Here is a 22,992-nt window from a genome sequence, read left to right as displayed (position 1 = left end):
GCGAGGTCGAGGCCCTCGCGACCGAAGACGCCGAGGATGTCGGCCTGTGCCAGCGCACCGTTGATGTCGTCCAGGGCGCCCCAGTTGTACTCGGTGATGGCGGTCTTGGTGCCGGGGTTGTACTGGGCGATCCACGACTTCGCCATGCGGATGTACTGCAGCGGCGGCGCGTTGACCCCGCCGGGGCCGATCCAGGTCTCCTCGACGTAGGTCGGGTCCCACAGCGACCGGACGGACCGCAGCCGCAACGCGTTGGACTCGGGGTCCTTGCCGCCGCTGATCTGCGGGTAGAAGTGCTGGTCGAAGTAGTCCAGGTACCGCTTACCCCCATGGGCGTCGCTGTAGTCCTTCATGTTCTTCAGGTACCACTGCGACAGGTTGAGCCCGCCGTGCGCGGCCGAGTCGGCACCCGGCCCGCACCCGTCCACCCCGGACGCGACCCACTCGCAGTACCCCCAGCCGGACGGCCCGAGGACCGCCGCACCGGGGTCGGCGGCCTTGATCGCCGCGGCGGTCGCCGTGCCCTTGCCGCCGAGCTCGTCGTACGAGACCGGTTCGGGGTGCACGTCGCGATGCGTGCTGGCCCAGAGCACGGGCTCGTTGTCGAGCTCGTAGATCGGCACACCACCGCGCGCCGCCGTGCCGAACCTGTCCACCAGGTGCGAGACCATCTCACCGGCGAAGGACGCGTCCGCCCTGACCGAGCTGTCCTCGGGCACGCCGGCGAGGTTCTTCCCGTCGAGCACACCGTTGCCGCAGTGGGGGTCCCACTCGTCGAACCTGTCCTGCGCCGGGAACCGGGTGGCCGGGAACCCGCAGGTGAACGGATGCGCCGACGGCGAGTCCTTGGCCACCCAGCCGGACATGGGCACGGTGACGACCGGCTTGATCCCCCGGTCGAGGTTGGACCCGACCATCCACTCGACGGTGTGTTCCTCGTCGGCGACGATGTTCTCGAAGAACCAGTCACTGCCGGTGTTGTAGGTGTGGTTCTTGAAGTTGTAGCGACTGGACGCGTTGCCACCCCAGCGCGCGACCGACTGGCCGATCTCGGCGTTGAACGCCGCATCGCCGCCGTTCAGGCCGTAGATGTCCGGGCTGATCGCGTGCCGGGCGGCGGACACGTCCACCGTCAATTCCGGTCCGATGGGCGCCGCCGCGGCGCTCTGGGCCGCCTGGGCCGTGAACGTTGCCGCCACGAGAGACGCCACCAGGCCGGTGGCCGTGACCGATCGCGTCTTCTGCCGCCGTCGACTACCCACCACAGACGCCCCCGCCCGGTTCAGTGCGCCGATCTTCGCTGTCCGACACTGGTGGGAAATGAGAAGAGCGTCAAGTGCGCCGGCTTTGTTCGACGACGTTCGAGTCGAAAATGAGAATTCGGATCGATGCTTTCACCCGGCCATCGAAATCGCTGTCGGCCGACTGCCCGGGAAATCAACGCGATTCCGGAGTTTTCACCAGATCGGCCGCGCGAAGGCGGATCGCCGCGTCCCACCCGCGCCGGCTGCACGAGACAGTGCGCCCACCGGCGTGGAATTCGTCGGGGCACAAGCGATCCGGTGTTAGCCTGGCTGCTCCGGCCTCGCATGGAGGTGCGTTCGCGACTGTGACGACTCCACCGCGCGCCGCCGATCAGCCGGAGGTCATCGGGTTCGGCGCGCTCAACGTCGACTGCATCGCCAGCGCGTCGCGGCTGTCCCAGCGCGCGGCGGAGAAGATCACCGAGTCCGTCGCCCGCTTCGAGTGGAACCGCGAAGGACCGGCCGACGAGCAGACGATCGTCGAGGCGATGCGTCACCTCGGTACGGCGTCCCTGGGGTATTCGCTGGGCGGATCAGCGTGGTTGACCACGTACGCGCTGGCCCAGATGCGCCTCGGGGTGCGGCTCGGTTATGTCGGGATGCTCGGCCGGGTGCAGGCTCCCGGACTGTCGTTCACCGGTCAGATGGACGAGTTGGGCATCGACCGGCGGTGGGTGGGGCAGACCACGAGCCAGTTGTGCGGTCTGTGCCTGTCCTACATCGACGACGTCGACCGGGTCATGCTGACCCACCCCGGTGCCAACGTGCGGATGGCCGATCACCTGGATGAGCACTTCGACGGGATCGCCGAGTACCTCGCAGGGGCGCGCTACGTCCACGTCACGTCGTTCTTCGACAACCGCACTCCCGACCGCGTGCGCCGGGTGTTGTTGCGGGCCAAGGCGCTCAACCCCGCCGTGAAGATCAGTTTCGATCCGGGGTTCGACTGGGCGGCGCACTCGTCTCCCGCGATCGACGGGATCCTGGGCCTGGCGGACCTCCTGTTCGTGAACTACCGTGAGTTCAAGGCACTGGGGCACTACCGGCCGGGTGAACCGGACGACTTCATCGCCCGCAAGGTGCTGCGCCGGTGCGCACCGGGCTGCTGGGTCTTCGTCACCAAGCGGTACGACGTCATCGAAGTCCTGCGGCGGTCCGAACTGGACACGCAGGCCTACCGGTTCCAACTGGTCCGGCCGGTCCGCGAGACCGAACTCGAGGACGCCACCGGCGCGGGTGACGTGTTCTCCGCGGCGGTCCTCGGCGCGCTGGCGTCGAACCAGCTGAACGTGGAGCTCGGCGCGTTCCTGGGTCTGTGCCTGGCGCGCCACCGCATGGTGAGCCCGGTCCGCTCGCCCCGCAGCCCGTTGCCGGACCTGCGCAAGGGTTTCCTGCAGCAGTCGGAGTCGCTGGGCAACGGCGGGCACCGGCCTCCCGGTGTCTTCATCGCTCACGACACCAGCCCGCACGGGCAGGCGGTCCGGGCCTTCCTGGAGAAGCGCTGCGGGTTGCGGACCTACTCGATCTCCGCGGCCGCCGGCACACCCGATTTCACCGTGCAGCTGCGACGCCTGCTCAACCAGTGCGGCTTCGCGGTGTGCGTGTTGAGCGCCGGCCGCACGGACGACGAGGGCGGGAGGTCCGACCAGCACATCGTGCACCAGGCGGGGGTCTTCCAGGGCCGGTACGGGTTCGGCCGGGTAGCGCTGTTGACCGAGGAGGGCTACGACACCTTCTCCAACATCGCCGGACTGATCCGGCTCGACTTCCCGCCCGGTCACGTTGACGCGACGTTCATCGAGCTGGGCCGTATGCTCCGCCGAGAGGGTCTCATTCGCCACGGAGGTGCACGCCGTGACTAGTGGTTTCGCTTTCGACGTCATCGGAATCGGCGCCCTCAACCTCGATTACATAGCCGACACGGCCGACCTGGAACCAGCGGCCCGTTCGGTTGTCGTCGGCCACATCGCCGACATCGTCGCGCGCACCGGCACGACGCTGGAGCCGGGAACCGAGCACTCCGTGGACGAGGACACGATCCACTCGGCGATCGAGGCGGTCAGCTCCGCGAAGACCACGACGGTGCTGGGCGGCTCCGCTTTCAACGCGATTCACGCCATCGCGCAGACCAACGCCGGGCTGCGTCTGGGTTACGTCGGCATCGCCGGCCGGATGCCGGTCATCGGGGTGTCGAGCATCGAGCAGCTGACCGACCTGGAGATCGACCACGAGTTCGTCCGCGTCGACGACGAACACCTCTGCGGGATCTGCTTCTCGTTCTCCGAGAACGGGGACAGGACCCTGCTGACCCACGGCGGCGCCAACGAACACATGGCCGGCTACCTGGCCGCGGAGTTCGACCGGATCGTCGCCTACCTGGCCACGGCACGGGTGATCCACGTGACCTCGTTCCTGGACGACCGCACCGCCGGGCACCTGCTCGCGGTGCTGCGCGCTGTCAAGAGCGCGAGCCCCAGGACCCTGGTCTGCTTCGACCCCGGTCACGTGTGGAGCACCCGGTCGGACCCGGCGATCGACGGGATCATCGCGATCAGCGACTACCTGCTGGTCAACAACCGCGAGTTCCACGAGATCGGCGACCACACGCCGGGCGACTCGGCGGACGTCGTGGCCGCCCGCATCCTGAGCCGGTTCTCCAGCGAGCGCGGCGTCATCGTGGTCAAGCGGACCTCCGGCATCTGGTCGTTCCGCCAGGAGGACGGCAAGGTGGAGGGCGACTTCTACGCCCAGGTGCCGCTGCCGGAGGAGCAGATCCAGGACTCCACCGGCGCGGGTGACGTCTTCGCCGCGGGCCTGCTCACCGTGCTCACCAGTGACCGCCTGCAGATCGAGCTCGGCGCGTTGCTCGGCATGCGGCTGGCGCGTCACAAGCTCCGCTACGTCGGCACCGCGGGCCACGGCCAGTTCGCCGAGGTCACCCGCGAGTTCGTCCGGTTGCTGGACGACCAGCGCCGCACGGGTCCGCAATCCCGCGGGGTGTTCATCAGCCACGGCGGCCACCCGGACTGGTTGGCGGTTCAGCGGTTCATCGAGGAGCGGTTCGGGCTGCCGGTGTACTCGTTCGAGAGCGGGTCGTGGGGCAGCCGTCCTGTGACCGAAGCGCTGTCGGACTACCTGGAGCGGTGCAGCGTCGCCATCTGCGTGCTCACCGCCGAGGACCTCACCCTCGACGGCAAGCGCCGGGCGCGGCAGAACGTGGTGCACGAGGTCGGGTTGTTCCAGGGGCGGCACGGCTTCGACCGCGTGCTGGTGCTGGCAGAGGACGGCTGCGACTTCGTGCCGCACGCGGCCGCGCCGTTCACCATCAGCTACCCGCACAACGCGATCGGGCGGACGTTCTACCAGTTGGAGGAGATGATCCGATCGCAGGGCCTGCGATCGGTGGACGATCCCGACTGACCGCGGACCGGGAACGACGACGAAAGCGGCGGGGCGAACGGGCGCGGCCGACGGCCTCGGCCCAGATGCTGACGCGGGTTGACGGCGACCACCGGACCAGGAGGTCCGCGCGGCCTCTCCCGTGCCGGTTTACCGAATCCCTACCGCTGGTTGGGCGTCGCCGAACCACGGATTCATACGGTGACTGGCGAGGCATCCGACTTCGCCGTTACCCCCCGCTGGAGGTCACACGCCATGCCAGACGAGAGCAAGGAACCCGAGGAGCAGACCCCCGAGGAGATCGAGGTCGTCGCGCACAGCGACGACGAGGACGAAGAGTTGAACGCCGGTTGCACCTTCAACTCCTCGGAAGTCCTGTAGCGACAGACCGCCCAGGGCATCCGGATCTCCTGACGCGCATCCTCCGAACACCTGCGGAGTGCGGATCGGGAAAGCCGGATCCCTGGGCGTCCGCCGCCCGGAAATCGTCATCGGGATCAGCGAACCCTGCGGAGTTTCTGTGAGCCTGGACCACGTCGAGTTGCACAGCGGGGCACGGATCCTCGCGGGGAAGAAGAACTACTGGTTCCTCGGCCGGGGTGGCATAGCCCGTCTCGGCGCCGGGCAACTGTCCTCCGAGGGGACGCTGACACCCCGCGCGGAGCACCGCCTGCGCGAGTCCGGGCTGTTCTCCGCCCCGCAGAACCGCCTGTACTCGTTGACCGTGCTGACCAGCACCGACTGCAACCTGGGGTGCGGGTACTGCTTCCAGAACGTCGGCCCGGACCTGGCCGGTGGCAACCGTCCACCGCGCATCGGGCACGTGCGGCTGAAGTCGCAGGACACCACCTCGATCCTCGGCTTCGCCGGCCGCCAGATGGCCGCGGGCGGGCTCGACAAGCTCAGCATCCTGCTGTTCGGCGGGGAACCGCTGCTCAACCCGCGCGGCTGCCTGGAACTGCTCACCCGTGCGGCGGACTACAACCTGGTACGCGCCTGGATGATCTCCAACACCACGCTGCTCACGCCGGAGCTGGCGAAGGACCTGTGGGACGTCAAGCTGCGGCACATCCAGGTCACCTTCGACGGGGACCGGCCCGACCACGACCAGATCCGGGTCCGGCGGTCCAACGGCGGGACCTTCGACGCGATCGTCCGCAACATGGTCCGTGCCTCCGATGCCACCCCGATGTCGTGGGTCCTGCGGGTCAACGTCTCGCACCGCACCCACCGCGGGATCGACAGCCTGCTCTCCCGGCTGGCGGAGTCGCTGGACGTGTCGCGGTGCACGATCTCCTTCGACCAGATCAGGGACATGGGGGTCGGATACGGGAACGACCTGGAACACACCGGGAACCTCTCGGCCTCGTTCTCCCGGTGGCAGCGGCAAGCGCTCGAGCTCGGCTTCCGGGTGCCACGGCCGCGCGCGACCGAGGAGTGCCGCACGTGCGGCTACGGCGACGGCCGCTACGGCGCGGTGGTGAACGCCGACGGAACCCTGGCCAGCTGCTGGGAGACAGCCGGGAAGCCCGGCTGGGAGGTGGGCACCGCCGCGACCGGGTACCTGCCAGCCGAGCAGACCCGCGACCGCTGGCTCCAGTGCGCCGACCGGTACGACCCCAGTCCCGATTCCCCTGACGTCCGGGCGTTCCGCGACGCGGTGGACGCCGCCCTGCTCGACTACCTCTCCGAGACCGGGCGCCTCTAACCATGCCGCCGCGCCAGTACCCGGACGCGACTCCCGAAGACCCCGTCGAACGGCCGCACGGCCGGCATGTCCGTGATCCGCACCGCTGGCTCGAAGATCCCACCGACCCCCGGACGCTTCGCTGGCTCGCCGCGCAGGAAGCCCTCTTCCAGGCCGAGCGAGCCGGCTGGCCGGACGCGGACCGGTGGCACGCGCAGGTGGCGGCGCTGAGCGCGCAGGACCGGGTGATGACGCCGAAGGTCCGCGGCGAGCGGATCTTCGTCCCCCGGCGGCGGGCGGGGCAGGAACTTCCCGTGCTGTTCGTCCTGGACGGCGGGGTCGAGCGGGTTCTGCTGGACCCGAACACGCTGGAGCCGGCCGGCCGCGTCACGCTGGAGGCCTGGCACCCGTCGCCGGCCGGTGACCGGGTCGCCTACCAGATCTCCCACGACGGCACCGAGGACTCGCTGCTGTTCGTGCTCGACGTGGCGACGGGTCTGGTCGTCGACGGACCGGTCGACCGGATCCGCGGCAGGACGGTCGGCTGGCTGCCCGGCGGCGAGCTGCTCTACTACGTCCGGTGCCTGCCACCGGGGTCCGGCGACGGCGACACGCGCTATCACCGCCGGGTCTGGCTGCACAAGGTCGGAGCCGCGCCGGACGCGGACGTCCTGGTGTTCGGCGAGGGGCGGTCCAAGGCCCAGTTCTACAGCGTGGCCGTCAGCGGGGACGGGCGCTGGCTGACCATCACGGCCACCGAGGGCACCGCCCCGGCCACCGACGTCTACCTGGCCGACCTGTCCGCCGGCTCGCCGGGCCGTCCCGACCTGCGGCCGGTACAGCGCGGCGGGGCCCGCACCCGGCCGCACGTGGCGGCCGGCACCGGCTCGGACGGCGTGATGTGGCTGCGTACCGATCGGGGTGCGCCGTACGGCCGCGTCGTGGCGTGCTCTCCGGCGCACCCGACCGCGGACGCCTGGCGGGAGGTGGTCGCGGAACGCCCCGGCGCGGTGCTGACCGACTTCGCGGTGCTCCAGGGCAGCGAGCTCGCCGGGCCGCTCGGGCTGGCCGCCTGGCTCCGGCACTCCACAGCCGAGATCACCGTCCACGACCTGGCAGGCGGCCGCCGCGTCGGCACCGTGCCGCTGCCGGGGGCGGGCACGATCGGCGACATCTCGGTGCGGCCGGAAGGAGGGCACGAGGCCTGGTTCGCGTACACCGACTTCGGCACGCCGCCGCAGGTCATGCACTACGACGCGCGGACCGGCCTGACCAGCGTGTGGGCGCGGGGCGGCAACCGCGCGGGTGGGTACGGGGTGACAGCGCGGCAGGAGACGTTCACGTCCAGGGACGGCACCACCGTGCGGATGTTCGTCGTCTCCGCGGCGGGCCGCCCGGACCGCCCGCGTCCGGCCATCCTCTACGGCTACGGCGGTTTCGGCACTCCGGTGTCGGCCAAGTTCTCCTCGGAGGCACTCGCCTGGGTCCGTGCGGGCGGGATCTTCGCCGCCGCGTGCGTGCGCGGCGGCGGTGACGAAGGCGAGCAGTGGCACCGGGCGGGCCGCGGTGAGCACAAGCAGAACAGCTTCGACGACTTCACCGCGGCCGCCGAGCACCTCGTCGCGAGCGGGTGGACCGAGCCCGGCCTGCTCGGGATCATGGGCATCTCCAACGGCGGGCTGCTGGTCGGCGCGGCGCTCACCCAGCACCCGGAGAAGTACGCCGCGGCGGTGTGCATGTCCCCGCTGCTGGACATGGCCCGCTACGAGCTGTCGGGGCTGGGCCCGAGCTGGGTGCCCGAGTACGGCAGCGCCGGCGATCCGGACCAGCTGCGCACCCTGCTGTCCTACTCGCCCTACCACAACGTCCGCACGGGAACCTCGTACCCGGCGGTCCTGTTCACCGCCGCGGACGGCGACACCAGGGTGGATCCCCTGCACGCCCGCAAGATGTGCGCCGCCCTGCAACACGCCACGGCCGGCGACCGGCCGGTGCTGTTCTGGCTCGAACGCGGGGTGGGGCACGGCAGCCGGGCCGCTTCCCGCCGGGCGGAGCTCTACGGTCATGCCCTCGCCTTCCTCGGTGCCCAGCTCGGCCTGCCCGCCCTCCGGGGCGGGACGTGAACGTCCTCCTGTGCCCGCTCAGCGACGGGGGCTTCCTCTACCCGGTGATCGCGGCCGGGCGCGAACTGGCCCGCCGCGGCCATGCCGTCACCGCGCTGGGCCGTGCCAGGGCCGCACCCGTCCTGGCCGAGGCAGGGCTGTCGTTCGCGGCGGTGGAGGACTTCGGTGAGCGGACCGGATTCTCGGCCGCGCGATGGGGTCTCACGGGGATGGAGCAGTACCGGGCCACGGTGCGCGCGGCCATCGAGGTGCGGGCCGACGTGCTCGTGACGTCGGTGCTGTGCCACGGTGCCCTGGTCGCCGCCGAGGCGCTGGACATCCCGGTGGTGGTGGTCGGGCTGTCGATCCACCTGTGGGACTACCGGGCCGGAGGGGACGGTGAGCCGCTGGGCGGGACCCGGCGGATCCGGACCCTGGACACCGTCGGGCACCACGCCGCCCTGCGGGAGCAGGCCGGCCTTCCCCCGCGCCCGCGCCCGCAGCCGCACAACCCGTTGCTGGGCACCGCGTTGCTGCTCCGCGGCTCGCCCGCGCTCGAGTACCCCGGTGCGGTGCTGCCCGACCGGGTGCACCACGTCGGCCCGCTGGCCTGGGAACCGGCCGCCGACCCCGGCGACCTCGAAGAGGTCCTGGCGGTCCTGGACCGCAGCGCCAAGCCGATGGTCTACGTGCACCTCGGCCGCTACTTCGAAGGCCTCAACCTGTGGCCGCTCCTGAACGCGGCCTTCACCGGAGGGCCGTTCCTGGGCGTCGTCGAGCGCGGGCGGTCACGAGACCCGCGGCCCGCTCCCGGTACCGACATCCTGCTCGTGCGCAAGCCGTGGATGGGGCCGCTGCTCGACCGGGCAGGGCTGGTGCTGACCAGCGGCACGTCGGCGCCGGTGCTGGCCGCGCTGCGGCAGGGTCTCCCGCTCGCGGTGTCGCCCAACGGGGCGGAGCAGGCGCTGCTCGCCGCGGCCTGCCTGCGGGCCGGTGTGGCCGTCCGCGTCCCGGCCGCGGTCTCCCGCGACCCGGCCGCCGCGCTCCGCGAGGCATGGCGCAGTCCCGGACTGCGTGCCCGCGCTCGTGACCTCGGCCGCGAGCTGGCGGCCGTGGACAGTGCCGCGCGCGCCGCCGATGTCGTGGAGCAGGCGATGTCCGGTTCCGGTGCGGCCGCGTCGCCTGCCCTCCGGAAAGGATGACGATGACCGGCACCCCGGACGTCGAAACCCCCACGCGGGTACGGGACCGTCTCGGCGGTCTGGCCGAAGGGGTCATGAGGTGGCTCGGCCGGAACATGTCGTACTTCGACCCGTTCTCGCCCTCGTCGCCGTTGCCGGAGAACAGAAGGGTCAAGGCAGCGCTCGAACTCGCGGTCTTCTGCCACCGGTGGGAGAAGCTGGAGCCGGAGGACGATCTCTTCCACGAGGCCACCTCGATGCTCCAGGGGATCTTCCCGCGTCCGGAGTTCGTGGAGCTCATCGACACGCACGGGGGAGTGCACGCCGGTTCGCAACGGATCGTGTACGTCGCGCTGGCACCGCGGACGAACCTGCGCGAAGCGGTGCTCGCGCGGCTGAAGGCGGACGATTACCTTTCACCACAGGGGAAATCGGCCTACGTGCAGCTCGAAACCCGTTACTACGCCGACAAAGCGCACCTCGAACACTCCCTGGAGTCCTATCAGGACCTGACGGCGAAGAGTCTGCTCGCGAGTCCACCGGTGCCGCCGGTGCCCACCGGCACCGCCTATGCCCTGACGCACACGGCATTCTTCCTCGGAGACTACGGACATCGGGACATGGGCCTGCCCGGTGACGTCCGTGAGCGGGCCGAACGCGCGGTCTGCTCGATGCTCGACTCGTCCGCCGGTGACGATCTCTGGGACCTGACCAGCGAACTGCTCATCACGCTCGCCGGCCTCGGCGGTGATGTGCTCGCCACGCCGTCGGGACAGGCTGGCATCCGGTGCCTGGCACGGGCTCAGCAGGCCGACGGAGCCATTCCCGGACGCTCGGCCGCCAGCGGGGTGCCGCCTTCGCTGCCACCGGGCCAGTTCTTCCGCCGGTGCTACCACACGACGCTGGTGACGGCCCTGATGACGCTCGCCGTCAGGTGACCCGGATGTCCTCGCTGCGGCGGCTGACCGACTGGGCGTTGATCAGCCCGGAGTACGCCCGCCTCTGGACCGGGCAGGCCGTGTCCTCGTTGGGGGACCTGGTCTTCACCACCACGCTCGTGCTGTGGGTGGGCACCGTGCTGGTCAGGGAGGAGCCGTGGGCGCCGGCCGCGGTCAGCGGTGTCCTCGTCTCGATGGGCGTGGCGGTGCTGGTGGTCGGCCCGCTCGCCGGTGTGCTGGTCGACCGGTGGGACGCCCGCCGCACCGCGCTGGGCACCGAGGTCGTCCGCGGCGTCCTGGCGGGACTGCTGACCGTCGTGGTGTTCGTCCCGGTGCCCGACCTGCCGATCGCGGTCTGGCTCGTCCTGATCTACCTGATCGTCTTCGGGCTGAACGTCGCGGGCCAGTTCTTCCAGCCGGCCAGGTTCACGTTGATCCGGGACGTCGTGAGCGGGGACGTCGACCGGGCGCGGGCGGCGGGGATCGCCCAGGCGACGGCCCAGACGGTGACGATCATCGGGCCGCCGCTCGCCGCGCCGCTGCTGTTCACCGTCGGTGTGCAGTGGGCGCTGATGTTCAACGCGCTGTCGTACGCGGTCTCCTTCGTCGCGATCCGCTCGGTGCCGTCCAGGTCGCCGGAAGCCACCTCCGGCCTGCCGCGGCGGGAACACGGCGGCATGGTCACCGAGTTCGCGGCGGGCCTGCGCTTCTTCCGCGGCAACAAGACCCTGGTGACCCTGCTGTCCATCGCGGTGATCGGCCAGTACGGGATAGCCCCGCTGGACACGCTGAACGTGTTCTTCGTCGCCGACAACCTGAACGCGTCGACCCGCCTGTACGGCTACATGGGCATGGCCCTCGGTATCGGTGGGGTCATCGGGGCGCTGGGCACCGGCCGGATGGTGCGCTGGTTCGGTGCCCGCAACGTCACCTGGGTCGGCATCGTCCTGCTCGGCGTCGGTCTGGCCGTCTACTCCCGCCAGACCGACTTCACCGCCGGGCTGGTCGTGCTGTTCCTGCTCGCCATCCCGATGACCATGGTGAACACGGCCGTGGCGCCGCTGCTGCTCGGTGCCGCTCCGCGGGAGTACGTGGGCAGGACGACGGCCGTGTTCACCCCGGTCACCAGGCTCGCCGGCATGCTGGCCACCCTGGTGGCGGGCTGGCTGCTCAGCTCGGTCCTGCGGGACTTCAGCGTCTCGGTGGCCGGCCTGCGGCTCGGGCCGGTCGACCTGATCTTCCTGGTGTCCGGAGGGCTCATCGTCGTCTCGGGGCTGTACGCGCGGGTCGCGCTGCGGCGAGCCGTCGTCGCTCCGCCGCCCGGCGCGGAGGACCAACCCGGCCGTCCCGTTCCCGGCCCGGTGGACGGCAGGTCATGACTGGTGCCGGCCCCGGTGACCCGAGAGGAAGGTGAGCAGGTCGAAGGGCGGGGCGCGGTCGGCGGGGGCGGCCTCCCGGTGCAGGTCGGCGAGCATCGCGGCGACGCCGAGCGTCACCACGCCCGTCCCGGCACCGCGCTCCGCCCAGCGCCAGTCACCGTCGGGGTTCACCTCGAGGAATATCGGCGTGCCGCCGCGGACGAGGAAGTCGAACGCGCCGTAGCGCAGCGACATCGCGGTGGCGAGCAGCCTGGTGGCGGCGGCGACCGCGGAGGACGGCGTGACCATCCGGACGCCGACCCGGCCGGGCGCGAGCCAGGGGTCGGCGGGCGACTCCTTGGTGATCTCGAATCCGTGGATCCGCCCGTCGAGGTAGTAGATCCGCAGCTCGGCGTCGTGCTCGACGTGTTCCTGCACGATCACGGGCGGTCCAGCGCGTGATCCGCCCAGCAGTTCCCGCCGCTCGACGACCGCGGGGAAGCGGCCGGTCAGGCAGCCGGGCGTGGCCTCGGTGAAGTGGCGGTGGACGGCCTTGACCACCAGCCGCCGGCACTGGAAGGCGTCGCGTGCCCCGGCCAGGTCGGTGGTCACGATCGTGCGCGGCACGCGGACCCGGTGCAGCCGCGCGATCCGCAGCTGCGCGAGCAGGCCACCCGGCGGGGGAGCGACGTCCGCGGCCCCGAGCGCGGCCAGCGCGGCTGCCGCCGCGTGCCAGGACTCGCGCAGGAACAGGTCGTCGCCCGGATCACCGGTCCCCTCGATCGCCTGGCAGGAGAAGTGCCTGGTCCAGCTCACCGTCGGGGCCGACCACCCGCTGTCCGTCCGCACGGTCCCGGCCGCGGCGTCGATCACCAGGCGGGCGTCGGCGAGTTCGTCGGCGTTGACCCGGACCACCGGGATCCCCGCCGTGGCGAGCAGGGCCTGCACGTCGCCGAGCTCCTCGTCGCAGGCACGGCTGAGCAGCAGCACGGCCGGCCGCGGCCGGCGCCGCGAACCGGCTGCCCCGCCGGTGGCCCGCGCCTTGCGGGGTCTCACGTCGACCACCTGGCCGGGGAAGCGGAACTCGCCGGGCGGGGGCGCGCCGGCATCAGGCATCGGGTCTGCCCTGGCCCGCCGCGTCGTCGGCCAGCAGGTCGTCCGCCATCAGCAGGAGCCTGGTCACCGTGGCCCTCACCTGCTCGGAGGCCGCCGGGAGGCGGTCGGCGACCCGCTGCAGCACCGGCATGCCCCCGGCGTCGGCTCCGTCGCGGTCGTCGTGCGTGCTCTCCAGCGACCGGAGCCGGACCAGCAGCGCCAGGACCTCCGCGGTCCCGGTGGCGAGCAGCCCGAGCGACTCGAGGTCGTCCTGGTCACGCCGCGGCCTGCTGTCCCGGTCCAGAATTTCGAGCACGCCGATGCACTCACCGTCGTTGCGGAACAGCGGTGCCGCCATGATGCTCTGCGGCAGGTAGCCGGTGGACTCGGCCGCGTCGCGAGCGAACTGCGGGTTGGTGGCCACGTCGTCGATGAGCAGGGACTGGCCGCACATCACGGTCCAGCCCGCGATGCCGGTGCCGGCGGGGAAGGTCGTCCCCGGCAGCCACCCCTCGCCTTCGCCCGCCACGGCCTCGAAGACCAGGTCCCCGGTCTCCTGGTTGAGCAGGAACACCGAGGCGGCGGCCGCACCGTAGACGCCGCGGGCCATCTCCACGATCGACTGGAGCAGCCGGCGCTGAGTCAGGCCGGACGAGTTGACCAGTGGCATCATGAGCCTCCCTGCGGTTCGGCCACGTTCTCGGCGGCCAGGTAGAGCACCGACCTGAGCTGGAACGGCGTGAGCGTGGGGTGCTTGCTGAGGATCAACGCGCAGATCGCGGCCATGTGCGGGGTGGCCAGGCTGTTGCCGGTGCTGAGGATCTCCCGGCCACCGGGCCACGCCACGCGCACCCGGACACCGCGGGCGTAGAACTCCACCGGCGGAGCGGGGTTGTAGTAGTAGGTCATCGGATCGGGGCCGTCGTGGCTGGCCACCGAGATCACCGACGCGAACGGCCAGGGATAGCTCCGCACGGGCATGTTGTGGGCCGAGGCGACGATCACGCATCGCCGGAAGTAGGCGCGGTCGGTGAGCTCCGACAGGGCGCCGCGGAACTGCTCCTTGGCGGTCGACAGGCTCATGTTGATGACGTCGAAGCCCTCGTCGACGGCCCAGCCGAGCCCGGCCAGCAGCGCGGAGCCCGTGCCGTGCTTGCCGTTGCCGAGGACGCGCACCGAGGTGAGCGAGACCCGCGGGGCGATCAGCCTGATCACGCTCGCGCACGCCGTGCCGTGGCCCGCCTCGTCGACGGGGTCCACGGGGACCACGACCATGTCGTCATCGTCGCCCCGGACCACGTCCATGGCCTGGTCGACGCCGCCCACCAGCGGGTGCGTGGCATCCACACCGCTGTCGAGCACGCAGACCCGGATCCCGCTCCCGTCGGCGCCGCCCCACGCCCAGTCGCGGGTGACCGGGCCGATCTGGCTGACGGCCAGACGCTCCCGCGGTGCCATCGTCGACGGCATCCCCCAGGCGGGCACACCGGGGAAGTGGTCGCGCGGCGGACGTCGCCAGGGCGGCAGCTCAGTCACCAGGCACCTCCGACAGCCACGCGCGGACCCGTCCGGCGAGGACCTCGGCACCCTTGGTCTCGAAGGCGCGCAGGGCGGCCGATCCCGCGGCCGTCGCGTCCGCGGCCCGGCCGGCCGCGCGGAGCACCACCGCCAGGTCGAACGTCGTCTCCCCGGCCAGGCACAGGTCGTCGGTGCCGTCGCTCAACGACCGGGCGGCGGTCGCGGCGCCGATCGCCGCCTCGTGCAGTCCCATGACCGACGCGAGCCGGCCACGCAGCGCGGTCGCGGCGATCAGAGCCCGCGGGCTGCTGGGATCACCGCCGGCCGTCACCCGGTCGAGGACCTGTGCGGCGTCGCCGGGCCGGCCCTGATCGAAGATCTCCCTGGCGACCTGCACCTCGATGTTCTGGGTGTCGGGGGCGTGCTCGCCGGCACGGAGGACGTCCAGCGCGCGGCGGTAGCAGGCCTCGGCGCGATCGTGCCGGCCGGACAACGCCTCCAGCCCGCCGGTGACCCCCAGAGCGGCGACGGCCGCCAGGTCTACGTCGATCTCGTCGACGTGCTCGACGAGCGTCGCGAGCTTGCGCCGCGCGCCCTCCAGGTCGCCTGCCAGCGCGAGCAGGTTCGCCCACGTCACGAGCACCGGCACCAGCAGCGCCCGGTTGGCGGCGAACCGGGCCGCGAGGGTCTCGCACAGCGCCAGCCCGGCGCCGACCGGGCTCGGCGACCACTGCGCGACCTCGCAGATGGCGCACAGCAGCCGGTCCTCCTCGTAGCCGTCTCCCATGGCGCGGGCACGGGCCAGCGCGAGCCGCAACGCGGTGTCCGCCGCGGCGGTCCGTTGCCCGACGAGGTGCAGGCAGGCCTGGAGGTAGTGGAGCCGGCACAGGCTCAGGTCGTCGCCGGGTTCGCGCTCCAGCTCCGCCTGGATCGCCGCCGCCTCCACCGCCACCTGGCCGGGCGGCGAGAGCCCGAGCCGGAGCGAGACGATGCCGCGCTGGATCGCGCAGAGCGCCGTGGTGGCCCGGTCGCCCGGCAGCGCGGCCTCCGCGACGGCCAGTGCGGCCAGGCACTTCTCCACGTCCCACAGCCACAGCGCCGCGTCGCTGATGTGCAGCGCGAGTGCCGTGTGCCGGGCGTCGTCCTCGGCGAGGAGCTCCCTGGCGCGTTCGAGCATCTGCACCGCGGCCGGCAGGTCCCTGCGGTTGAGCGCCCTGTTCCCCTCGGCTGCCAGCGTGTCGGCCGCCGCGGACGCCAGCGGGGGCAGGTCCGGGTCGCCGGGCCGCAGTTCCCTGCGCAGCCGCCAGGCCGCCTCCACGTGGTAGGCCACGGCCAGCGCGTCCCCGCGCTCGTCGTACAACCGGGCGGCGAAGTCGTGCCACCGCTGCCGGCGGGTCTTCGGGGTGAACTCGTACGCGGTCTCGCGCAACAGGGTCTGGGCGAACCTGATCGTCCCGGCGGAGCCGCGGACCAGGACGCGGCGCCGGACCAGCGTGGCGATCAGCTCGGTGGCCGCGGACCCGCTGGTCCCGTCCGCCGCGGCCATGGTGCGCAGCACGTCGCCGGTGAAGTCCCGGCCGATGATCGCCGCCAGCTCCACCATCGTGCGTTCCTGGCCTGGCAGCTGGTCCAGCCGGGCGCCGAGCAGCGCGTGGATCGTGGGCGGGGTCCGGGTGCCCGGACCGGTCTGGGTGACCACGTCCATGATCAGTTCGGCGAACAGCGGGTTCCCGTCGCACTGCGCCGCGACGCGTTCGTACGTGCCGGTGTACTCGTGCGCGTACACGTCCTCCCGTGTGGCCAGCTGGCTGACCAGCACCGAACTCTCCTCGAGCGTCATCGGCCCCAGCTCGAGCGTCATCGCCGACGGCTTCCCGCCGCCCCAGGTGGGCCTGGTCTCGAGCAGCTCGCCGCGGGTCACGCACAGCATCAGGACCGGGACGTCGGTCAGCCTGGTCACGACGTCGTCGATCAGGTCGAGCAGCGTCTCCTCCGACCAGTGCAGGTCCTCCCAGACCAGGACCACCGGGCGGTCCCGGCCCAGCTCCTCGAGCAGGGACCGGACCGCCCAGGCGATGTCCGCGGTGCCGACCGTCTCGCCGCCGGTCGTCCCGGTGCCCATCACCGTCGCCAGCGTGCGCGCCGCCAGGCCGCCGGCGCCCAGCAGGTCCGCCAGAACGGGCCAGCCGCCGGGGAACGCGGCGAGCATCTCCGCCAGCGGCTTGTAGGTGATGCCCCTGCCGTAGGCGGCGCAGCGCCCGGACAACACCAGCGCCTGGTCGTCGGGCAGGGCACCGACGAACTCACTGACCAGCCGTGACTTGCCGATCCCCGGCACACCGAGCACGGTGACCAGCCGCATCTGCCGGTCGCGGACCACCCGGCGGAAGCTCTGCCGCAGCTCCAGCAGCTCGTCGCCGCGGCCGACGAACGGCGTCGGCCCGGTCCCGTCGCCGACGGACACGGGATCGATGACCAGGTAGGCGGAAACGGGCTGCGCCTTGCCCTTGAGCCGCAGCGGCGCCACGGGTTCGACGCCGACCTGGGAGCGGACCATCGCGGCGGTCCCGCTGTCGAGGAGGATGCCGCCCGGCGGCGCGGCGTTCTGGAGCCTGCTCGCGGTGTTGCCCGCGTCCCCGACGAGCCGGAAGTCGCCGCCCGGCCTGATGATGACGACCACGTCACCGGTGCAGACGCCGCAGCGGGCCTCCAGCGTGACGTGGTAGCGGGCGGCGAACCCGGCGCTGAGATCGCGCAGCGCGGCGAGCGCCGCCGCGGCGGCGCGAACGGCACGGACCGCGTCGTCCTCGTGGGCGACGGTGGCGCCGAACGCGGCCATGACCGCGTCGCCGATGAACTTCTCCACCGCTCCGCCGTGGTCGGCGACGCTGACCGCGCAGGCGGCGAAGTACCCGTCCATGATCTCGCGCAGCGGTTCCGGGTCCAGCCGCTCCGCGAGCTGGGTGGACCCCACGACGTCCATGAACAGGACGGACACCTTCTTGCGGGCCTCCTGGGGCGTGGTGGGAACCCCCAGAGCGGCGCCGCAGCTCGCGCAGAAGCGAGCGGACTCCGAGGTGCGGCCGCCGCATGCGGAGCACGTCATCGCGCGCCGCCTTCAGACCGGAGGGGTGCCGGGGTGCCGGCCGACGTGGTCCACGCTCACAGTGACCTCCGCGGTGGTGGCGCTTCCGGCTGTGCGCGGGAAAAGGGGCGTGCGAGAAACATCGCTTTCCCGGGTTCTGAAACGCACAACCACCGGTTCGATACCGGTAAAGCCACCGCCGGTGGCCGTCGACAGGCGTTCGGCCGGAGATCACGCTGATGACCGGAGCCGTCAGCGACCTTCGGGAGGACCGTCCATGCCGGAGGCCATCGCCTATCGGACCGGCGCGTACCGGGCCGTCGACCCGGCCGAGACCTGGCAGCGGGTGGAGCCCGCGCTGGGACGCTTCGGCATCACCAGGGTCGCCGACATCACCAGGCTGGACGAGATCGGGCTGCCGGTCCACGTGGCCTACCGTCCGTCTGGCCTCACCTACGCGGTCAGCATGGGTTTCGGCGTGACCGTGGCGCATTCACGGGTCAGCGCGGTGATGGAGAGCATCGAGGCCTGGCACGCCGAGAACCTCCGCCTGCCCGTCGTGGCCCGCGCTCCGGCGGCGGCGCTGGATCTCGGCTACGACGTGCGGGGGTTGATCCTGGCCTCGCGGTCGCCGTTGACGTCCCGGGTCGTGCTGGACTGGGCGAGCGGGTACGGCCTGCTCACCGGCCGGGAGGTCCTGGCGCCCGTCGACAGCGTCCGGCTCGACGGCACCGAACCGCGGGACTGGGCCACCGTGCTCTTCCGCGCCACCAGCGAGGGCCTGGCCACCGGGAACACGGAGGCCGAAGCGGTGCTGCACGGTCTGCTCGAGCTCGTCGAACGGGCGAGCCTGGTCGGGCGCCGCACCCGGCCCGGGCGGTACGTGGATCCCGGTACCTGCGGCGATCCGGTCACCAGCCAGATCTACGCCGCTCTGCGGGCGGCGGGGTGCACCGTGGTCGTCCGGGACGTCACCGGGCCCACCGGGCTGCCGTGCTACACCGCCACCATCTGGTCGTGCGACGTGCCGATGCGCTGCGCCGGGTTCGCCTGCCACCTGAATCCGGAGACCGCGCTGGGCCGTGCGCTGGGCGAGGCCGTGCTGACCCGGCTGGCGGCCATCTCCGGAGCACGGGACGACATCGACGGCGTGGCCTACCGGGAGATGGCCGAGCCGGTCGTGCCCGCCGCACTGGCCGATGTCCGGGACCACGACGGCTGGGTCGACGACGGCGACCTGCGGTCGGTGATCCGGCACTGCGCGTCCCTGGTGGCGGCGGCCACCGGCTTCGAGCCGTTCGCGGTCCGGCTGACCCACGAGGACATCGGGATCCCCGCGGTCAAGGTGTTCACCCCCGGTCTGCGAGACCTCGGGCGGGCTTCGTCGTGACCGCGTGCACGGTGTTCGTCGGGCCGACGCTGCCCCGCGCACAGGTCGAGGCGCTCCTGCCGCACGCGCGGATCCTGCCGCCGGTGCGGCACGGTGACCTGCTGCGGCTCGACGCGCGCGCCGGGGACACGGTGCTGATCATCGACGGGTTGTTCCTGCAGACCGCGTCGGTGCGGCACCGGGAGATCCTGTACCTGCTGAACCGCGGGGTGGTCGTGGCCGGTAGTTCCAGCATGGGCGCGCTGCGCGCCGCGGAGCTGTGGCGGTTCGGCATGCGCGGGTACGGAGAGGTGTTCCGGTTGTACCGCGACGGGGAGATCGACGGGGACGACGAGGTGGCCATCGTGCACGGCACCGCCGAGGACGGTCACCGCGCGTACAGCGACCCGGCGGTCGGCATCCGGGTCGCGCTGCGCGACGCGGCCGCCGCGGGGGTGCTCAGCCCGGCCGAGGCGGACCTGGCGCTCGCCGAGGCCCTCGCGTGGCCGTTCCGGTCCCGCAGCTTCCGGGCGGTGGAGACGCGGATGCCCGCGGACGCGGCGGAACGGTTCCGGGCCTGGCGGTCGGCGCACGACGTGGACCTGAAGGCCGCCGACGCCAGGCTGCTGCTGACAGCGGCTGCCACGGGCGACCCCGGTCTGCGTCCCGCGGGACCGGGTGACGATTCGGCCCGCAACGTGCACACGTGGATCTTCGACATGTGGGAGCACCGCTACCACGGCGGGACGGCGGAGGGGGAGTGGGTTTCCGACGCCGACGCCGGTGCCGCGATCCGGTTGTTCCACCCCGGGTTCCGCGACCACCACCGCCGGCACGTCCTGTCCTGGATCGCCGGGATGGCACCGGACCACCCCGGGACGACCGAACGCGCCGTCGCCGTCGCCAGGGCCAGGGGGCTGCAGGTCCCGGAGCCCGGCGGCTGGCTCACCGAACGCGACCTGGCCGGGCCGTCGGACGAGGTGTTCGCCACGTTCCTCGTGCGTGCCTTCGGCGCCGCGCGCCGCTGGGCCCCGAGCAGGTGGGACCTGCCGCCGCCGTTGCGGACCGAACGGTCGCTGGCCGCCGGCCGGGCTGTCGTCCTCGCCGCCCGCCGCCACGACCGTGGCCGGCCCGGCACCGGGGAGATCGACGGTGTGGTCGCCGCCGTCTGGGGTTGTGAACCCGGCGACCTGGAGCCGCAGGCGTGGGACCGGGGGATTCCCGACCTGCCCACGCTGCGCGGGATCGCCGCGCCGTTCGCCGGTTACATGCGGGCCGAGGAGACCATCAGCGCCATGATCGCGGTCATGAGCGTCACCTGATACGCCTTGCGGAAGCGCTCGGTCGGTGTCGCCGCCGGGGCGGGCATCAGCCCGATCGCCTTGGCGGGGATCGCCCCGGACTCGGCCAGGACCCCGGCGAGCACGCGGATGCCCGCCGTTCCCGACGGGGTGCGGGCCGGATCCAGCCCGAGGCAGAACTGCGACAGCACGAACTTGGCGACGTTGTCCCATTCCCCGCGCTCGATGCAGTGCGAGGTCAGGTCCACGACGATGTGCCGCGCCCGATCGAGGTCGGAGCGGTCCAGATCCGGGGCCCGCAGGCCGTAGTCGCTGAGGTAGAAGATCGTGTGCGCGACGGTGCACGCGTCGGCGTCGGTGATGGGCAGCGCTTCGGTCCGTGCGGCGAGCAGGCTCGCCGCGTACAGCTCACGGTAGGAGCCGTTCCCGTGCGCCACCCCGGCCATGTCCGCGTAGTACGCGACTTCGAGGCGCAGGTACGGCGATGCGGCGACCGCGGACAGGTAGCCGTCGGCCGTCAGCCGCGCGAGCACTGCCCGGCTCCGTTCGACCGCCGTCGGCGCCAACGCGCAGTACATCAGGCTGAACTGACTCGCGTAGCGCGGGTTGGCGGCCAGCGCGTCCGGCAGCTCGTCCCGCGGCCACACCCGCCGGACCAGGGCACCGACCTCGGCCAGGTCCGGGTCGCCGGACCGGACCCGGTCCCAGCAGCGGGCCAGCCCCGCCAGCTGCAGGAACGCCTTCGCCCGTGGCACCACCGGCAGCTCGGCCCGTCCCGGCGGCGAGTCGAGGAAACAGGCGTTGCGCCGCACCCAGCCACAGGTGCCCGCGCGCAACCGCGCCAGGTCACCGGACACCGGAGCCTCCTGCTTGTGCCGCCGCCATCTCCCGCGCGTAGGCGTAGGTGAGCGGCGGCATCTCGTAGCGGACCGCGTGGGCGAACGTCTCCGTGCCCGGCACGGTGATCAGGCTCGCTTCGAGCAGGCTCTCGAGGACGCGCACCGCCGTGCGCTCGTCCGCGTCGAGGACGGCGGCCGCCTCGCTCAGCGTGAACACCGCGCCGGACAGCATGCCCAGCCGGGCCACCCACTGGCGGGCGGGCCGCGGCAGTTCGCTGATCGCCTCCGCCAGCCGCAGCCGGATCGTCGTCTCGCCCGCGTTCAGCTCGTCGAGCAGGGAGGGCGTGCCGGTCAGCCGTGCCGCGTACTCGCGCAGCGGCACGTGGTTCAGCAGCGCCAGCCGCTCGGCCACCAGGCTCAGGCCCAGCGGCAGCAGCCCGGTCGCCAGGACGATGCGTTCGGCCGAGTGCGGGTCGGCGGCCACCCGGCGCGCACCGATCGTCTCCTGGAGGAACTCCAGCGCGGCGTGCACCGACAACGGCGGGATCGTCAGCCGGAAGGCGTCCAGGCTCGCCAGCCTGGAGCGTGCCGTGACGATCACCGCGCTGTCCCCGGTCTCCGGCAGCAGCGGCCGGATCTCGGACTCGCGGCGGGCGTCGTCGAGGACGACCAGGGCGCGGTGCCTCTCGAGCCATCTCCGCCCGGTGAGCAGCTGGTCGTCCGGCCGCCCTCTCCAGGCCGCCTGCAGCAGGGTGGGCGGCAGGAACTCGGCGACGACCTGCTCGACCGGACGGGGTCTTCCGTCGGCGTCGTGCAGGCGGACGAAGAACCGCCCGTCCGGGAACCGGTCACCGAGCTGGTGCGCGGCATGCACCGCGAGGGCCGTCTTGCCGGTGCCCAACGGTCCCGTCACGACGACGAGCCGGTGCTTGCCGCGGGCGACCGCGTCGGTCAGCTGCCGGGTGGTCTCCGTTCGCCCGGTGAAGTTCGGCGGGTCCCACGGCAGCCGGCGCGGCGGCCGGCTGGCCGTGCGGATGGCGGGCACGTGCCCGCGCAGCACCGACTGGTAGAACGACTCGAGTGCCGAGCTCGGCGACAGCCCGAGCTCGTGCGCGAGCGCGCGCCGCATCTCGTCGTAGACCGCCAGCGCCTCTGGCTGCCGGCCCGCCTGGCACAGCGCGGTCATCTGCAGGATGCGCAGCCGCTCGCGGAGCGGGTGCTGCTGCGCGACCTCGGCGAGGCGTTCCACCATGCTCGCACCGCAGTCCATCTCGATCTCGGCTTCGGCCCAGTCCTCGATCGCGGCGAGGAACTGCCGGTCGAGCCGCTTCGCGGCGGAGGCGAGCAGAGGCACGTCCCGCATCCCGTCGAGCGCCTTGCCGCGCCACAGCGAGAGAGCGCCGGCCAGCGCCTCGGCCACGGCCGCCGGCGACTCCACACGCCGCAGCCTCCCCGCGTCCCGCACCAACTGCTCGAAGCAGAGCGAGTCGAGCTCGGCCGGTTCGACGTGCAGCACGTACCCGCCGGTCTGGTGGCGGATCCGGGGACCGGGCCCCGTGCCGATCACCCCGCGCAACGTGGACAGGTACACCTGGATGTTCTTGCGTGCCGTCCTCGGCGGCGAGCCGAGCCACAGGGCTTCGGCCAGCGCGTCGACCGACACCAGCGAGTTCGCGTGGCACAGCAGAGCGGCGAGCACGATCTGCTGCTTGCGCGGCCCGGCGTCCAGGGAGCCGCCGTGCGCCTCGACCCGCATGGGACCGAGGATCCCGAAACGCAACTCCGGCCTGCTCGCCGTCGGTGGTGAGCCGGTCAT

The 22,992-nt window shown here is 72.2% G+C and carries 17 protein-coding genes; 10 read left to right on the top strand and 7 right to left on the bottom strand.

The window, feature by feature from the left end; all coding sequences use genetic code 11:
* Nucleotides 1-1,199: glycoside hydrolase family 44 protein (locus tag VM306_RS28425; protein ID WP_325520569.1), on the bottom strand; the 1,199-nt coding region annotated here is incomplete at its 3' end.
* 410 nt (nt 1,200-1,609) lie between these two features.
* On the opposite strand from VM306_RS28425, the gene VM306_RS28420 reads away from it, so the two are divergent.
* The 8 genes from VM306_RS28420 to VM306_RS28385 all read left to right on the top strand — a co-directional run bounded on the left by VM306_RS28420 (nt 1,610) and on the right by VM306_RS28385 (nt 11,990).
* Nucleotides 1,610-3,166, top strand: coding sequence for a PfkB family carbohydrate kinase (locus VM306_RS28420; protein WP_325520567.1), 1,557 nt, complete (start codon nt 1,610-1,612; stop codon nt 3,164-3,166).
* A complete protein-coding gene (locus tag VM306_RS28415; RefSeq protein ID WP_325520565.1) occupies nt 3,159-4,724 on the top strand; it encodes a PfkB family carbohydrate kinase in 1,566 nt (521 codons plus the stop codon). Before VM306_RS28420 ends, VM306_RS28415 begins: the two co-directional genes overlap by 8 nt.
* Nucleotides 4,725-4,958: 234 nt before the next feature.
* Nucleotides 4,959-5,084 carry a hypothetical protein gene (locus tag VM306_RS28410; RefSeq protein WP_325520563.1) on the top strand — a complete coding sequence of 42 codons (126 nt, stop codon included), beginning with the start codon at nt 4,959-4,961 and terminating at the stop codon, nt 5,082-5,084.
* A gap of 139 nt (nt 5,085-5,223) precedes the next feature.
* The gene (locus tag VM306_RS28405) at nt 5,224-6,411 is read left to right on the top strand and encodes a radical SAM protein (RefSeq protein WP_325520561.1); all 1,188 of its coding nucleotides are present in this window, start codon (nt 5,224-5,226) and stop codon (nt 6,409-6,411) included.
* 2 nt (nt 6,412-6,413) lie between these two features.
* Nucleotides 6,414-8,513, top strand: coding sequence for a prolyl oligopeptidase family serine peptidase (locus tag VM306_RS28400; RefSeq protein ID WP_325520559.1), 2,100 nt, complete (start codon nt 6,414-6,416; stop codon nt 8,511-8,513).
* Complete coding sequence (locus VM306_RS28395) at nt 8,510-9,694, top strand: hypothetical protein (RefSeq protein WP_325520557.1); 1,185 nt, start codon at nt 8,510-8,512, stop codon at nt 9,692-9,694. Before VM306_RS28400 ends, VM306_RS28395 begins: the two co-directional genes overlap by 4 nt.
* Before the next feature lie 2 nt (nt 9,695-9,696).
* On the top strand, nt 9,697-10,611 hold the full coding sequence (locus VM306_RS28390; RefSeq protein ID WP_325520555.1) for a DUF6895 family protein: 915 nt from the start codon (nt 9,697-9,699) through the stop codon (nt 10,609-10,611).
* Nucleotides 10,612-10,616: 5 nt separating this feature from the next.
* Complete coding sequence (locus tag VM306_RS28385; protein WP_325520553.1) at nt 10,617-11,990, top strand: MFS transporter; 1,374 nt, start codon at nt 10,617-10,619, stop codon at nt 11,988-11,990.
* Here VM306_RS28385 and VM306_RS28380 read toward each other — a convergent pair.
* The 4 genes from VM306_RS28380 to VM306_RS28365 are packed head-to-tail and all read right to left on the bottom strand — an operon-like array spanning nt 11,985 to nt 17,688.
* Entirely contained in the window at nt 11,985-13,085 is a 1,101-nt protein-coding gene (locus tag VM306_RS28380; RefSeq protein ID WP_325520551.1) for a hypothetical protein, read from the bottom strand. The two genes, VM306_RS28385 and VM306_RS28380, sit on opposite strands and share 6 nt — an antisense overlap.
* Nucleotides 13,078-13,734 carry a GAF domain-containing protein gene (locus VM306_RS28375; RefSeq protein WP_325520549.1) on the bottom strand — a complete coding sequence of 219 codons (657 nt, stop codon included), beginning with the start codon at nt 13,732-13,734 and terminating at the stop codon, nt 13,078-13,080. The genes VM306_RS28380 and VM306_RS28375 overlap by 8 nt, the downstream gene beginning before the upstream one ends.
* The gene (locus VM306_RS28370; protein WP_325520547.1) at nt 13,734-14,600 is read right to left on the bottom strand and encodes a S8 family serine peptidase; all 867 of its coding nucleotides are present in this window, start codon (nt 14,598-14,600) and stop codon (nt 13,734-13,736) included. The genes VM306_RS28375 and VM306_RS28370 overlap by 1 nt, the downstream gene beginning before the upstream one ends.
* Nucleotides 14,593-17,688 carry an ATP-binding protein gene (locus tag VM306_RS28365; RefSeq protein ID WP_325520545.1) on the bottom strand — a complete coding sequence of 1,032 codons (3,096 nt, stop codon included), beginning with the start codon at nt 17,686-17,688 and terminating at the stop codon, nt 14,593-14,595. The genes VM306_RS28370 and VM306_RS28365 overlap by 8 nt, the downstream gene beginning before the upstream one ends.
* A gap of 256 nt (nt 17,689-17,944) precedes the next feature.
* Between VM306_RS28365 and VM306_RS28360 the strand changes: the two genes are divergently transcribed.
* Nucleotides 17,945-19,057 (top strand): YcaO-like family protein, encoded by a 1,113-nt coding sequence (locus tag VM306_RS28360; protein ID WP_325520543.1) that lies wholly within the window; start codon nt 17,945-17,947, stop codon nt 19,055-19,057.
* On the top strand, nt 19,054-20,358 hold the full coding sequence (locus VM306_RS28355) for a TfuA-like protein (RefSeq protein ID WP_325520541.1): 1,305 nt from the start codon (nt 19,054-19,056) through the stop codon (nt 20,356-20,358). The genes VM306_RS28360 and VM306_RS28355 overlap by 4 nt, the downstream gene beginning before the upstream one ends.
* Here the strand turns inward: VM306_RS28355 and VM306_RS28350 are convergent.
* Both VM306_RS28350 and VM306_RS28345 read right to left on the bottom strand, forming a co-directional pair.
* Nucleotides 20,301-21,194, bottom strand: a complete 894-nt coding sequence (locus VM306_RS28350; protein WP_325520539.1) for a DUF6895 family protein — start codon at nt 21,192-21,194, stop codon at nt 20,301-20,303. The genes VM306_RS28355 and VM306_RS28350 overlap by 58 nt on opposite strands.
* Nucleotides 21,184-22,992: an AfsR/SARP family transcriptional regulator gene (locus VM306_RS28345; RefSeq protein ID WP_325520537.1), complete on the bottom strand. Its 1,809-nt coding sequence runs from the start codon at nt 22,990-22,992 to the stop codon at nt 21,184-21,186. The genes VM306_RS28350 and VM306_RS28345 overlap by 11 nt, the downstream gene beginning before the upstream one ends.

The sequence above is a fragment of the Lentzea sp. genome, from assembly GCF_035525475.1.
Classification (GTDB): domain Bacteria; phylum Actinomycetota; class Actinomycetes; order Mycobacteriales; family Pseudonocardiaceae; genus Lentzea.
Note: the sequence above shows the minus strand (reverse complement) of the source record. Positions and strands in the feature narration are given on the sequence as shown.

Excerpts from the sequence above, each read along its gene's own strand:
- VM306_RS28360 (WP_325520543.1), top strand. The coding sequence starts at position 17,945 with ATGCCGGAGGCCATCGCCTATCGGACCGGCGCGTACCGGGCCGTCGAC.
- VM306_RS28410 (WP_325520563.1), top strand. The coding sequence starts at position 4,959 with ATGCCAGACGAGAGCAAGGAACCCGAGGAGCAGACCCCCGAGGAGATC.
- VM306_RS28400 (WP_325520559.1), top strand. The coding sequence starts at position 6,414 with ATGCCGCCGCGCCAGTACCCGGACGCGACTCCCGAAGACCCCGTCGAA.
- VM306_RS28385 (WP_325520553.1), top strand. The coding sequence starts at position 10,617 with ATGTCCTCGCTGCGGCGGCTGACCGACTGGGCGTTGATCAGCCCGGAG.
- VM306_RS28380 (WP_325520551.1), bottom strand. The coding sequence starts at position 13,085 with ATGCCTGATGCCGGCGCGCCCCCGCCCGGCGAGTTCCGCTTCCCCGGC.
- VM306_RS28365 (WP_325520545.1), bottom strand. The coding sequence starts at position 17,688 with ATGACGTGCTCCGCATGCGGCGGCCGCACCTCGGAGTCCGCTCGCTTC.
- VM306_RS28345 (WP_325520537.1), bottom strand. The coding sequence starts at position 22,992 with ATGACCGGCTCACCACCGACGGCGAGCAGGCCGGAGTTGCGTTTCGGG.
- VM306_RS28390 (WP_325520555.1), top strand. The coding sequence starts at position 9,697 with ATGACCGGCACCCCGGACGTCGAAACCCCCACGCGGGTACGGGACCGT.
- VM306_RS28375 (WP_325520549.1), bottom strand. The coding sequence starts at position 13,734 with ATGCCACTGGTCAACTCGTCCGGCCTGACTCAGCGCCGGCTGCTCCAG.